14 protein-coding genes and 2 pseudogenes are annotated in these 14054 nt (G+C 29.2%); all 16 read right to left on the minus strand.

The features are described 5' to 3' along the window. Positions 1 to 72 precede the first annotated feature (72 nt). The 16 genes and pseudogenes from PL321_RS05310 to PL321_RS05375 all read right to left on the minus strand — a co-directional run bounded on the left by PL321_RS05310 (position 73) and on the right by PL321_RS05375 (position 13497). Entirely contained in the window at positions 73 to 2631 is a 2559-nt protein-coding gene (locus tag PL321_RS05310; RefSeq protein WP_273963740.1) for a hypothetical protein, read from the minus strand. A gap of 107 nt (positions 2632 to 2738) precedes the next feature. Next, positions 2739 to 4094: a S8 family serine peptidase gene (locus PL321_RS05315; RefSeq protein WP_337961089.1), complete on the minus strand. Its 1356-nt coding sequence runs from the start codon at positions 4092 to 4094 to the stop codon at positions 2739 to 2741. A gap of 54 nt (positions 4095 to 4148) precedes the next feature. Continuing rightward, a pseudogene (locus PL321_RS19650) lies at positions 4149 to 4262 on the minus strand (PA domain-containing protein); the annotation flags it as partial. 49 nt (positions 4263 to 4311) lie between these two features. After that, on the minus strand, positions 4312 to 5376 hold the full coding sequence (locus PL321_RS05325) for a S8 family serine peptidase (protein ID WP_273963741.1): 1065 nt from the start codon (positions 5374 to 5376) through the stop codon (positions 4312 to 4314). Then, entirely contained in the window at positions 5373 to 5588 is a 216-nt protein-coding gene (locus tag PL321_RS05330; RefSeq protein ID WP_273963742.1) for a hypothetical protein, read from the minus strand. The genes PL321_RS05325 and PL321_RS05330 overlap by 4 nt, the downstream gene beginning before the upstream one ends. A 379-nt stretch (positions 5589 to 5967) precedes the next feature. Beyond that, complete coding sequence (locus PL321_RS05335) at positions 5968 to 6786, minus strand: hypothetical protein (protein ID WP_273963743.1); 819 nt, start codon at positions 6784 to 6786, stop codon at positions 5968 to 5970. A gap of 134 nt (positions 6787 to 6920) precedes the next feature. Further along, positions 6921 to 7625, minus strand: a complete 705-nt coding sequence (locus PL321_RS05340) for a hypothetical protein (RefSeq protein WP_273963745.1) — start codon at positions 7623 to 7625, stop codon at positions 6921 to 6923. Continuing rightward, positions 7601 to 7822 (minus strand): hypothetical protein, encoded by a 222-nt coding sequence (locus PL321_RS05345; protein ID WP_273963746.1) that lies wholly within the window; start codon positions 7820 to 7822, stop codon positions 7601 to 7603. The genes PL321_RS05340 and PL321_RS05345 overlap by 25 nt, the downstream gene beginning before the upstream one ends. Positions 7823 to 7849: 27 nt before the next feature. Then, a pseudogene (locus tag PL321_RS21010) lies at positions 7850 to 8155 on the minus strand (Ig-like domain-containing protein); the annotation flags it as partial. Positions 8156 to 8258: 103 nt separating this feature from the next. Next, the gene (locus PL321_RS05350) at positions 8259 to 9416 is read right to left on the minus strand and encodes a DUF5050 domain-containing protein (protein ID WP_273963747.1); all 1158 of its coding nucleotides are present in this window, start codon (positions 9414 to 9416) and stop codon (positions 8259 to 8261) included. 301 nt (positions 9417 to 9717) lie between these two features. After that, complete coding sequence (locus tag PL321_RS05355; protein ID WP_273963748.1) at positions 9718 to 9903, minus strand: hypothetical protein; 186 nt, start codon at positions 9901 to 9903, stop codon at positions 9718 to 9720. Beyond that, positions 9830 to 10009, minus strand: coding sequence for an Ig-like domain-containing protein (locus PL321_RS21015; protein WP_443110747.1), 180 nt, complete (start codon positions 10007 to 10009; stop codon positions 9830 to 9832). The genes PL321_RS05355 and PL321_RS21015 overlap by 74 nt, the downstream gene beginning before the upstream one ends. Continuing rightward, positions 9982 to 11358 carry a hypothetical protein gene (locus PL321_RS05360; RefSeq protein ID WP_273963749.1) on the minus strand — a complete coding sequence of 459 codons (1377 nt, stop codon included), beginning with the start codon at positions 11356 to 11358 and terminating at the stop codon, positions 9982 to 9984. The genes PL321_RS21015 and PL321_RS05360 overlap by 28 nt, the downstream gene beginning before the upstream one ends. A 232-nt stretch (positions 11359 to 11590) precedes the next feature. Then, a complete protein-coding gene (locus PL321_RS05365; protein WP_273963750.1) occupies positions 11591 to 12322 on the minus strand; it encodes an SLAP domain-containing protein in 732 nt (243 codons plus the stop codon). Positions 12323 to 12580: 258 nt separating this feature from the next. Continuing rightward, a complete protein-coding gene (locus PL321_RS05370; RefSeq protein ID WP_273963751.1) occupies positions 12581 to 13012 on the minus strand; it encodes an O-antigen ligase family protein in 432 nt (143 codons plus the stop codon). Further along, entirely contained in the window at positions 12958 to 13497 is a 540-nt protein-coding gene (locus PL321_RS05375) for a hypothetical protein (RefSeq protein WP_273963752.1), read from the minus strand. Before PL321_RS05375 ends, PL321_RS05370 begins: the two co-directional genes overlap by 55 nt. Between the last annotated feature and the right edge of the window lie 557 nt (positions 13498 to 14054).

Below are 14054 nucleotides of genomic sequence, written 5' to 3' on the forward strand. Positions count from 1 at the left end.
ATTTAAATTATACCACTTTTTAATAATTTATGCAAAACCCAGGATTAATTCCTGGGTTTTGCAATTTTGATTTTACTTAATAATAAACTCATAACCCTTTGATATTGACTTCATTGTATCCATTTGATCCCATACAAATGCTTTGATCTTATAGCCCTTTGTATTTTTATCAAGTTTTAATTTTGCTTGCATTTCTACTGCATCGTTTGATTTTATTATATATTTTCCAGATATACAGTTAACAAGCTTATTATTCTTATCATACAATCCAACTATCAATGTTGCTGTTCTATCTTGTGAAGTCACATTCTTAGCATTAATGGATATCTTAGCATCACTACCAGATATATATTCAACTTCATTATTTGCTGTAAGTTCAATTGGGTAAACTATCTTAACTTCATAAATTTTTACTGTTCCGTCCTCTGCTGTTACCTTTATCTTTGCAACTCCAGGTATAGAAGAAGCTTGTGTCACTTCAACCACTGCATTGCTATCTTCTGCTACAGCTGTTATTATATACTGTTTTCCATATTCTGCTTCAACAATATATTCTCCTTCTTCGTTTACATTTAGTTCTTCTCCATTTACGAATACATTCTTAATGTTAGTATTTTCATTTCTTAAATCAAAAACATTTAAAACAAAAGATAATATGTCATTATTTACAAACTGTACTTTAACTTCATAGTTTCCTCTTTCTAAAGTCTTTAAATATTCAGATTTTATACACAAATTATTATCCTCTAAATTATAATTTGTTTTATCTACAACTATATCATCTTTTAAAGTAACCTGTTTAATCTGTTTATCATAATCATCTGGTATATATAATTCTACTTTAAGGTCACTATCTGAAGTTCTATCAAATTTAACATAGTTATCAATTGAAATTGGATAATTTATTTTACAGTAAATATTAAGTACTTTACTTGAGGTATTTCCTGCATAATCAACAACATCAAGTCTTACAACGTTTAATCCCTGATTTAGTTTCATTTCGTAGCTATATTCCTTTTCTACACCTGTTGCAACTTCGTTTTCCTCTGTATATACTTGGTTTGTATTTATATATACTCTATAACCAAGTGTATTATCTTGTACCTTAAACTTTAACTCAACACTATCATCATTAACTACTATAGTATCCTTTTCAAAATTTAATACTTGAATACTTGGTGATTCTGTATCGCAGTACACTTTGTAAACATATTTATTTATATTTCCTGCTATATCCTCAATTTCAAAGAAAATTCTATTTAAACCTTCCTTTAATGCAATTTCTTTTTCAAATGCACCTTCACTAACCTCAACAAAATCACCATTAATCTTAAGATTCTTCACTTCTTCATTACATAAACCAAATACTTTTATGATATTTTCATTGTAGAAAGGAGTGTCTGAAAGATTATTTCCATACTGGTCATATACTACTACAGTTGGGAAGTCTTGATCAACATATACGTTTACTATTCCCACTCCCCAACTACTATTCTCTTTTACTACATTAATTCCTACAATATTGTTGCCCTTATCTAAATCTGTAACTGTACATTCAACTTCTCCATTTATATCCTTTCTTTGAAGAACCTTTACAACTTCATTATTAAGCGTAACTTCAACTTTATCATAATCATATTCATCTGAAACAATAAACCTTAAATCAAACTGCTTATTATTTGTAACAAGTTGTATTGGACTTAAAACTTCTACAGGGAAGAAACTCACATTAAAGCTTCCTTCAAATAATATTTCATCATCCTTTACAATTATATAGTTGTATTGTTGTTCTTTAAAGCTATCAGATGAAACCTCAATATCAAACGTACCATCATTATTTACATTAAATCTTCCATCTTCTATTTCATCTACTGAGCCATCTTCTTTGATTAAATTGTGTTTAACTAATATTATCATATCTTCAAAGGATTTGTTTGTTTCAATTTTACCATTTATCTTTGCTATCTTCTTATTATAAACTATATTTATTGGCTCTACAAAAACATTAAATTCTTCAATCTTTTTAATATTTATCTCTACTTTTTTAATTGTTTCATTTCCCGCAAAATCTACTGCCTTAATTTCAAATTTATTTGTACCTAACTTAACATCTACTGGTATCGTATATTCTTTAACTGCACCATTTAAGTTTTTAGATGCATTAACGTCTACAATATCATCATTTATATATAATGTATATCCAGTTAAATTATCCTGAACTATAAAATTCAAATTGTACTTTCTTGAAGATTTTTCAACAACCTTGTTTTCTAAACCATTTATTTCTGGTGAAGTTGTATCTAAAACAAATTTTTGTCCTACTGAGGCAAAGCACTTATTTTCTTTATCCATTAACATTACACTTAGTGAGTACTGTGCATCCTCTAAATTATCATTAGATAAATCAATTGTATTACCAGCAACTTCCCTTTCTATCCTGTCATTATTTCCTGCTTTATCTAAGGTCATTAATATATTACTTAAGAAATATTTTGCTGATGGACTTATTTCAAATTCAAATGGTGTTAAAGTATTTGTTACTTCATATCCTAATAATGGTTCAAACTTAGTTTCTATCGGTTTTTTAATTGTTATAAACTTATTATCAAGTTCTACAATCTTAACTCCCATATTTCCTGCAAAATCTAGTGCTGCAACAGCTACCTCACTTATTCCCTGTGGAATATATATATCCTTATTTAAATCTTCACCAATTATAAACTCTGGATTTGCATCATCTAATCCCTAAATACTATATAACCATATATTCCAACATTATCTTTACTACCTGTGAAATCAAAATTAAATACATTGCCTTCCCTCTTAGTTGCATTTACCTTAACTTCAGGTACAGTTAGGTCAACTTTAACAGGCATTTCTACTTCCTGCCACTTTGCTCCAGTATAGTCAACCTTAGATTTAAATCTTAGATAATACTGTCCTTCACTTGCAACTTGTGGTGTACCGAACATATCATATAACATTCCATCCCACAACCAATTTGGGTTCATATATGCAGGTGTATATTGAGTTCCAAGATTCTTTCTTATGTTTATATCGTATGATAACTCTCTTAAGACATTTCTAGTTTCATCTATCAATTCTACCTTAAATTCCTTAGCATTTCTTAAGAAAGTTAAATTAGGTTGAACATTATCAAATAAACCGTCTGCATTTGGTGATATAGAAATCATATCTGGAAGAATCTTTGGTAATAATAAATTATAATCAAAGCCTGCATATCCTAAATAATAACCAAACTCATCTGTCAAACAAGTAACTCCATAATATGTTTGTTCATCCCATATTGGTGCATCAAGTACTCTAACTTCGTCCCACTTACCATAGAAACCTATAAATGGAACTGTCATAGAAGGTGTCTTATTTTCAAGTTCCTCAATCTTTATAAATCCCTCTAAGAAGATATTTTGAGGTACATTTTCATCTATATTTAAAACAACACTTACCTCAGCCTCTTCATTTGCACCAACTGTAACCTCATTTTTATCAAATTCTACATTTGCCCCATCTATCTTTGCTTCTTTAATATTTATATATAAACCGTAAAGCAAGCTATTACTTAAAACACCAAAAGGATTGGAAAGCTTAAATGTCATATCCTCATTTGACATATTTTTGATCTTAATTTTAAATTCTTTATTCTCTGTAAAATCCCTTAACGCAACATTTGGTCTTCCATCCTCATTTACAACATATGCCTTTGCATTTATTGCTTTATCTGTCTTTATTAGACCTGCTCCTTGTTTTCTTGGAGAATATGGAAGATTATTTGTATCCATTAGTTGTTCTGCAGAGTTTGAAAGAAGAATTTTAGCCCTCTCTACAAGTTCTCTTCCTGAGAGATTTGGATTATTCTTCTTTAATGACTGTAAAACAAGTGCTGCAGAACCTGATGCGTGAGGTGCTGCCATTGAAGTACCACTCATTGTTTCATACTTATTGTCATTTACAGTAGAATAAATTTGACCACCTGGTGCTGAAACATCAGGCTTAAAACTTAAATCTGGTGCCGTACCCCAAGATGAAAAATCAGACATTCTATCCTTTACTGCGTTATCAGACAATACTGTCACATTCTTTTTAAATGAAACCTTAGCAGTATTTATATTATTTTTTAATTTTAAACCATCACTTCTTTTTATAAATACAGCTGGAATATTAACTCTTGAATCTGTAGCCATATTTATATATGTGTCTCCACCTAATGAACTATTATAAACAATCACTCCAACAGCACCTGCATATTGTGCATTAAGCTTTTATCAACAAAACTAATTGCTCCTCTTTCAATTAATGCAATTTTCCCTTTACATCTTTGTCTATAAAATCGTTTGGTAGTCCAAGGCCACAATAAACAAGTTCATATTCACCCTTTAGTGTTGTTGGGTCTACTTCACTCATTGTATAGCCCATTAATCCAGTGATTTCTTTATTTGCAATCATATATTTATAATTCAAGGCAGGAAGTGTAATCTTACTATTTTCACTTGATGCAACCTGTAGTGTATCTGGGAAAAGCCCTGGTGAACCAACAAGGCCCATATCTGGGTCATTTATATATGGATAATAATATCCATAAGTTGAATAATAGGAATTACCTCCTGAAACTACAACCAATACTCCAGCATCTGTTGCATTCTTTATTGCTCTTTGCTCTGGATCATCAGGCATTACAAACCCTGCTGTTGAACCTAAACTCATATTTATTACATCTGCCCCGTGCTTTACTGAGTCTTCTATTGCTGCTGCAATATCATCAGTATATGCACCTCTAAGCTCTGGATTATTAGAGAAAACCTTCATAGCAAGAAGCTGTGCTTCTGGTGCAACACCCTTTATTTCTCCATTTGCTGCAACTATTCCGCCAACGTGCATTCCGTGCATACTTGAAGTTCTATCTATAACTTCATCATTTAAATCAGCGAAATTATAACCATAGGGCACCTTATCTGTATAATATTTTCCAGGTCCACCCATTTCCTCAACTTTATTCTTATTTAATTTTGCCTTAGCTGGATCAGTTAACTTCATATCTTTATGGGTATAGTCTATGCCTGTATCAACAATTGATACAACCATTCCTTCACCTTTTAAGCCAAGTTTATCCCATACCTTTTCGGTATTTGTTAGTGCCTTTGCACTACTTAAATCTGGATAATAAACATTTGCAACTGTAACTTTTTTAACGCCTGGTATTCTCTTTATTTCTTCAATATCCTTGTAATTAACTGTCATAGAAAAACCATTTAATACGCTTTTGTATGTATGCCTTATTTCCCCATAACCTTTTATTTTATTCAAAACACTTAGTTGAGAATCAGTTACATTTTTCTCTTGTTCCTTTAACTTTGTCAAAGGAAGTCCTTTTGTTTTATAAGTTCTAAAGCTGAGGGTGAATCCACTTCAACAATTATTCTTACCTTATCATTTACTTGATCTTCTTTAGGTAAATTGTCAAGTTCTTCGAACTCCACACCAAATTTTTGCTGCATAGCACGCCTATAGTTAACATCACTTAACTTTGTTAAACTGTTCTTATATGCCTGTTTTGCTCTCTGTTTTAACAACTCAGTTTTGTCTTGAGTTTGTGCTGTAACGCTAAAACTAAAACTTGATAAAGCTAAGCTTACAGATAGAAATACCCCAATTAATTTTTGAATCTCATAGCATCCCTCCTATTTTATAATGTAATGAAATTTGTGGTTTTATTGTAAGATACCACCTCCATTTCTTTTTATATATCTTATGCTTAATATTTACTAAAATGGATATTCATTCGTTCGCAAGTTTTGAGAATATTTGATATTATAATACGAATACACTATCATTTTAAAATTGTAAAATTTAATTTTATTAAAAATAAAACATAAATTATTACTGTATAATATCTTCAATATAAATAAAAAGATGGTTCGCTTTTTATATTAAAACGAACCATCTTTTATTTTACTTTATTGTAAATCTGTAATCATAGTAAGTATAGTGCCCATTTCTGTTATTATAAACAACAATTCTTAATAAATAGTTTCCAGGTAATGTAAGTTTATCACCTTTTTCAATTTTATTCCATGTATTTCCTAAATCTCTACTATATTCAACATAGAAGGAATAGTCTTTATCAGTTTCTCTTACTTCTGTTTTACTTTTCATCCACTGAACATTAGTAGGTTCATTAATTATATATTCATTAATTGACACTGGACCTGTATATTCAACAGTACCACTATAAGTCTTATCTATTCCTCCAACAGGTGAATACTCTTTAGCAAGTGCTCCAATTATATCAATATCTGATTGATTTTGTTTTAGAGCTATTTTAGGTGCTATACTTCCATCTAGTTCTAATTTTATTGTTTTTGCTTGTGAAACTACTGAAGGCTTAAACAGTGTATTTTCATATCTTACAGCTACTTCATAATAACCATTTTTGTACTTTGATGGTGTTAATAATTCTCCTACCCACATTCCACCTTTTTCATCAATTACATATTCAAATCTGTATTTTTCTGCTACACCATTATCATATTTTATTGTACCTACAACAGGAATTTCTGCTCCCATACCTGGAACTGCGGGCACCACAATCCTTGCATTATAGCAAATATATTTATCACCATCTTGTCTTCCAACAACACCAGCTATTTGAGGATTGATATTTTCTATACTTTGATTAAACAACCTAAATTTAATATTAGATTCACCTATTTTATTATTGTTTGAATAAGCAATTATTGTTAGAGTGTTTTCAGCATTTTCATTTAACATATTAGCTATATAATAATTATATTTTAACGAATATATTAGTTCCTCTGAACTATCGTTAATCTTATATTTATAAGTTATATTTTGTTGAGATGGAATTGTGTAATTTATAGTAATTTTATCCTTATCTGCATTAGCTATATATTTTGATACAAATGCATTAGAAGTAGCTTCATAAGTGTATGTTGTTGAATCATCAGAATCAAAAGCTTTTCACCGTTAGATACTATTACTATACTTGGCATTGGTATCATTGAAACAAACTTACTAACTCCAGGCATTTTATTTCCAGATGCTTTTTGCCTAAACTCTACATACGTTTTACCCATTAATCTATATGGATTATATCTTAATTCATTTGCATCAAACCATTCACCAGAACCATCTATTCTACATTCTATACCACTAGTAATATTTTCAAAAACCCCAGTTTTAAAATTATAGAAAACATTTGGTTCTGATTGTGCAAGCATCGTATAAGGCTTTGAAGGTGTGGACTTTGTTTCATTATATGCAATCATTAAATAACGATTTTTATCCCATCCTTCAAATATTTCACTAGAAATTTTGAAATAATATATATTACTATTTTCTCCTGCTGAATCTACTTTTGTAACTTGTGGAAAATTACTTGAGTCAGCTTTTTGTGTTTCAGAAACAACAACGTACTTAATATCTTTACTCAAACCTTTATAAGTAACACGATATTGTTTTTCCTGTGCAATATATTCAACACTTAATATTGACGGTGCCTCTCCTGGATATGTTGCAATTGTTGCAACACTTGGTGCATAACCAGGTGTTACCCTTGAAGCCTTTATCTCTCCTGATGTTTTTTCCAACTCAATCTTAGATAATGTTGCAACTCCTTTTTATCTGCCTTTACTTTACCTAACAACTTATCTTCTGCGTCATATATTAAAACTTCTTCTCCGGGTTGTAAATTTCTCACAACCACACTATCTGCCTTAATTCCTTCTTCATTATATATTTCTATATCATTTGGATCAATCATTCTTGAATATCTAATAGCACTCATTTGAACCTTTGTACCATAGCCTATAACAGTTCCTGTATATGTAAAAACACCATTTTTAGATTTTACATTTTTAGTATCCCAGGCAACTAATACATCCTTAACTTGCCCATTATCAAAAATTGCTGAAACACTATCAGGAAGTGGAGTACCATAGGCTACTTGTTCTAAATCATCAATTTTTACAATCTTGCCTTCAGGTTTGAATTTACTTGCTGCAACTGGCTTGCCTTGGGTTTTTATATCATATATATATAATTTGCCACCCTTTAAATAAAATAAGATGTCCCCTATTATATTTAAACTTGTCGCTGTATCATCAACAACTTTTTTGATGTACCATCTAAAGCCCTTTTATATATCTTTCCTGAATCGGATAAGCTTCTAAAATATACTGAACTTGAATCTACTGCATTTATAAAACCAACCCTGTCATCAACTACCTGAGGCGTAGAACTCTTACCCTTTTTATTATAGTTGTTTGGATATAAAGAGGTTCTAATCTATTGCTTTTTGTATTAATTCTATATAACTTAGAATCATATCCCGCACAATAAACGTCACCATTTTCAGTAACAGATATATATCTTATTCCTAACTTTGTACTTCCTGTAACTGTAGCATACCCTTGTCTTGCACCTATTGAACCACCACTTATGTTAATTGAATAGAGTCTTCCTTTATCTGATAAATTACTGTAATACAACATACTATTAGTTGCTATTAAATAAGCAGCCTTATCAGAAGTAACAAGTGTCCCTTCATTTTGAGGGTCTGTGTTGTATGCCTTAAGTCTATATATTCTATTTCCACGTTTACCGTTTATATAATATATATAGTCATTTACTACATTTATATGAGAAGAAAGAACATTATTTACCTTACTTCTAGAAGTACCATCTGTTTTTATTCTATATATTTTACCACCATCTGACATATTACTGTAGTAAATAAAATCATCTACTACATTTATAAACTTGGCATTATCATTACATATTGGATATGAATCAGTACCATCTACAGGTCTTTTATATATCTTACCACCATCTGCAAAATTACTATAGTATATATATTCTCCATCTGTTGCTGCAATTCCACCATTGCTTATGTTTCCCTTTACATTTGTATATATATCCCTTTGAGTATCATCTACATACAGTAATACAGGAAAAATTCCATTATTATTAATATTACCTAATGTTCCAGTAGCAACTCTATATCCTGATGAATTATAAAAGGCTATGTAAATTGTGTCCACTAGATAGTTATTGACTAAAGAATAATGTTCATTTATTGTTCTTTTGTTTAATTGATAATCTGAACCTAAACTTGACAATCTATTAGTATCTGCTCCTATAATAAAATTACCTGTTCCCACTATATAGTAGTAGGCTTCTGGAATATGATTTATCTCCTTAATTGAAATGTCTATAGTATCTTTAGTATTACTATTCAATAATTTCAATTCAAAAACTGCATAGCCATATCTTCTATACGAGTCATTATTGTCTATTCTAACAAAAATTCCATTTTCATCAGCTACAAATTTTGTTCCATTTGGATAATTATAGTTTTCTGATTTACTGTAAACGGTCAAAATTCTAATGTTAGTTTTAACGATTTGTTGTTCTGTTACAAACTGACCATATTCATTCTTTATATTTCCATCATCATCAATATAAAATACTCTGCCAGGATTATTACGTATTTCTGAATTTACAGAATCTATGTTTTCTACAATATAGTCGCTTGTAAAAATTTTTTCTCCAACAATTGTTGAATTTTTAGGTAAACTAGTTGTTGCTGCTGCATAGGTTAATGTTTTTTAGGAAGAATACCAAAAATTATTGTTAAACTTAGCAAAAAGGATATAATTCGCCTCATTCCATAACCTCCTTTTATATTTTATAATTTTTTATAATATTACTTATTGTATTTTTACTTGCCCATATTATAAAGGGCAATTTATTCTTATCAATATAATGTTTAACCCTTATTTTACATTTAGTTTCATAGCCACCATCTAAGCTTTTGGCAGTAATTATTGCTTCTCCTATTTTTTGCCTTAATAACACCTTTATCATCTACAGCTACAATATCTGGATTACTACTTGTCCACTTTAGCTTTTTTACAGTTGCGTTTACTGGAACAAAATTAACATTTAATTTTGCTGTTTCTCCCTTTTTAATACTTTATTATTTTCACTGAAATATATCGCTGAAACCTTTATTCTCTGTTCTTCAAACTTTGTCATAAGACAATCCTCATTTCCCTTTACATTTAGCTGTTTTGATGTTGTATATCCAACAGCTACAAAACCATAAAAATCACAATAAACTGCGGATGAAAATATATCATCTCCGTCTTTTCCATATACATTTTTCCATATTAAGTTACCATCTAAATCATACTTTACAGTTAGTGCATCCATATTTCCTGAATTTAAGCCTTCTAATTCTCCATCCTTTGATTCAGTATAGCCAACTACCACTAATCCGTAATCGTTTTTATTAAAAAGTGATGTAAAAACATCCTCTTCACTACCACCAAAGGTTCTCGTCCATTTTACGTTACCGTTAAAATCAAGTCTTGAAATAAATGCATCATAATTTCCATAATACCTTTGGCTTTCAAAATCTTTATCAGAAGAGTTGGTTTTACCTACTATAACAAAACCATCTTCTATTTTACATATCGAAAAAATATCATCATCTCCATCTCCACCAAAGGATTTTGACCATAGAACTTTTCCATCTGTATCATATTTTACTATTATACCCTCTTGTCCTAATATTTTTAATCCCTTTAAATCCTTATCCTTAGACTCTGTATATCCAACAACTATGTATCCTCCAGTAACTTCTATTGCTGAGTAGAATTTATCCCATCTACTTCCACCAAAGGAACTCTTCCACTCAATATTTCCCTCTCTGTCAAGCTTAATTACAATTCCATCATACTCACCCTTATTTAGTCCTGATAAATCTCCGTCCTCTGAATTAGAATACCCTATAACCAAGTATCCATTACTTATCGGAATTGCATTAGTAAATCTTTCTGACCTACTTCCACCAAAGGTAGTTTTCCATTCTATATTTCCTCTAGAATCGAACTTAACCACAAGTCCGTCTTCATCTTTTACATTCCCATTTCCTATATCTCCATACTTTGATTTTGTAAAACCTGAAACAATAAAACCACCATCTTTACATACATTTACGCTATTGAAGGTATCAAAGGCCTCACCACCAAATTTTTTAATCCATTCAAGATTGCCACTTTCATTATACTTTAAAAGTAACGCATCAAAATCTCCATATGTACCATAAAAATTGGTCGAAAAATCATATGAATTAGTATGTCCTACAACAATAAAACCTAAATCATCTGTTTGCTTTATGTCATTAAACCTTTCAAAGCTTTTTCCACCTATTATATTTCCCCATAGGTATTCTGATTGTTTATTAATTGCAAAAGCTTGTATATGAAATAATAAAAATAATACTAATGTAAGAATTTTTATTCTATTTTTATACATTTTATCACTCCCACTCCATCCAAGAAAACTTTGCATATACATAATACCACAAAATATGGCTTATTTCCAGTTATTTTGATAAGAATAAGCTAATTTTGTTAAATAATAAAATTTAATGCTAAATTTAGGAAAATAACTCTAAAATTTTTAATGGTTCCAAATAAATAAACCCCGTGATATCTTAAATCGCAGGGTTTATCTACAATCTATGACCTCTATTAAATTAAGCTATTTATAGCCTTATTCCTTTTATTTCAAATTTAAATGCTCGTATACTTCTCTTAGGAATTATTATGCCATCCCATTCAATCCTAATATTTTTTACTTCTCCGTCCTTTTCATAGTTGTATGGCAAGAAATCAAGCTTTACATCCTCGTAAGCTCCATTTCTTACAATATAGGTTAAGTATAATGTTTCTTTTTCTTTACTATATGCCTTAGTAACAACATCTAGGTCAACTGTTTTTGGCTCTAATGGTGGCATATTTTTTATAAATTCTATTATAGCCTGTTTTTCACCTTCATTAATATCACTTGGCAAAATTAAATCAATTCTATTAGGATCATTTACTTCTGCCTTTAATCTTTCTGTATCAAACTTTACAGTTAGTTTCTTTCCATTTACATCTTTTATAAACATATCATCTAAGTTAATATAAAACTTCCAAGGTCTCGCCTTAAAGGGTGGAATATCTCCTATTCCAGTAGCCTCAAAGGTTGCTCTAAAATATATGTTATTATCTTCATCTGTTATTAGAATAGGTAATTTTTCAAAATTAATTGTATTATTAAGTCCATTTCTAATAATAACACTTACTTCAACTTCATTTCCATTTAAATATACATAGGATGTATGTATATTTACTTCTCCTTCTTTAATTGGTTCTAAACTTTCAAGTTCCTTTTTAAAGTATTCTTTTGTAATATTTGATACTTTATTTTCAATATCAGGATGAAGTGACAAATCTATATTAGATTTTTTATTGTCATTTTTTGTCCTCCTTAAAAAATAATGAGTTATTTTAATTCTAACATAAGTACTTATAAAAGTCTATAAATTAATGATTTGATAAAACTTTGCCTTTTATCTATGATATAGAGCTATATATTTAACCAACGACGTTTCTATTAATATATTTTTTACAAAAAGAATTAATCTTATTAATAGTTAACATTTAGAAAGTATAAAATTACGTAATTTATTAATTAGTTTTATTATTAATTATTTTTTATTCTTATTTTGAAAACTTATTGCATTATTTAAACCAATGCCTACTCCATAAAGTATCCAGAAAATTGGTGCAACTGATACAATGCTATCGTTAAATAATGCAGCCGAAAGATATCCTATCACTCCTAAAAATATTCCTAATCCATATACTTCAATTTCTTTATAAAAATAAGCATTAAAATATATTTTTATACTTTGTATTATGTAACCTGCTACTAGTATTACAAAAACAAAGAAAAACAGTAGCCCCATTTGTTGTGAAATTTGTAAATATAAATTGTGTGGTTTATCAACAATTATATATGGATCATACAAGAATCTCAATTTACCTAGTACATCATTTTGAGGGAAAAATATCATAAAAGTATCTATCCCCGTTCCAAATAATGGATATTTTTTATTAAAGGTAAAGTCCTTGACCATATATATGCTCTTGAAGAACCTAATCGTTCTTTACCTTTAAATCCTATTGCTTCAATTTCACTGATTGGACGCGTTACGTTATCTGAAATCAGTATTTCAAATTTATCACCTTTAAGAACAAACTGTATATTATATCCACTATCTTCTAAAATAATCATATTCATACCTTTATATATGCCATAAACAAAATGTTTATCAGAATATCTACCGAATAATTTAAGTTTACCTGTAGTACTGTCATATTCATACTTAATTATGTCTCTATTTTCATCATAAATTATTAAATTTTGGTTCACATCAAACTCTATTATACCGTCAGGATAAATAAACTTAAGCTTCTTATCACTTGATGATATTGATAAAGGTAGGTTGTCAATAAAATTTGACTCCTGTTTTGTAAAAAATTGTTTCGCCTCTTTGAATATTGTTGAAAATCTACTTGAAATATAACCCTTTGATACAAAATTTATACCACTTAAAATCAAAACTACAGATGCAAAAAGATAAAAAATATTTTTTTATTTTTAAATATTTTTTATTTAAAATAATTAACATAAATAAAAATGATACAATCACTCCTACTAATCCTGCTCTTGATTGAGAAGCAAGTAAAACAGATAATGCTGTTAAAGTATAGATATAATTTTTAAACTTATCAAAACTATCAATTAATAATATAGCACAAACTAAAAATATTGGTAAAACAATTGCTATATAACTACCAACATAATTAATATTATATAGTGTACCATATGCAGCTCTATCTCCTAACGTAAATTTAATGCTATCAAGGCTACCCCAATATTTTTGAGGTACAATTATTTTTTTCCCAAAGGTTGACTGAAAAAGTCGTGATTGAAGTATTGAAAAATTGCTATTGTCGATATTATTGTAAAATTATAAGTTAAAAATTTCAATAAAAATCCTACTTTCTTTTCATTGCTAGTAAAATATGAATTTAAGGCTATAATAAGTAATAATATATAACTTAACCAAACAACTAAACCTTCATATCTATCCGGTGCACCCCACAAAGATATAA

It is taken from the genome of Caloramator sp. mosi_1 (assembly GCF_028622835.1).
Lineage (GTDB): Bacteria > Bacillota > Clostridia > Clostridiales > Caloramatoraceae > Thermobrachium.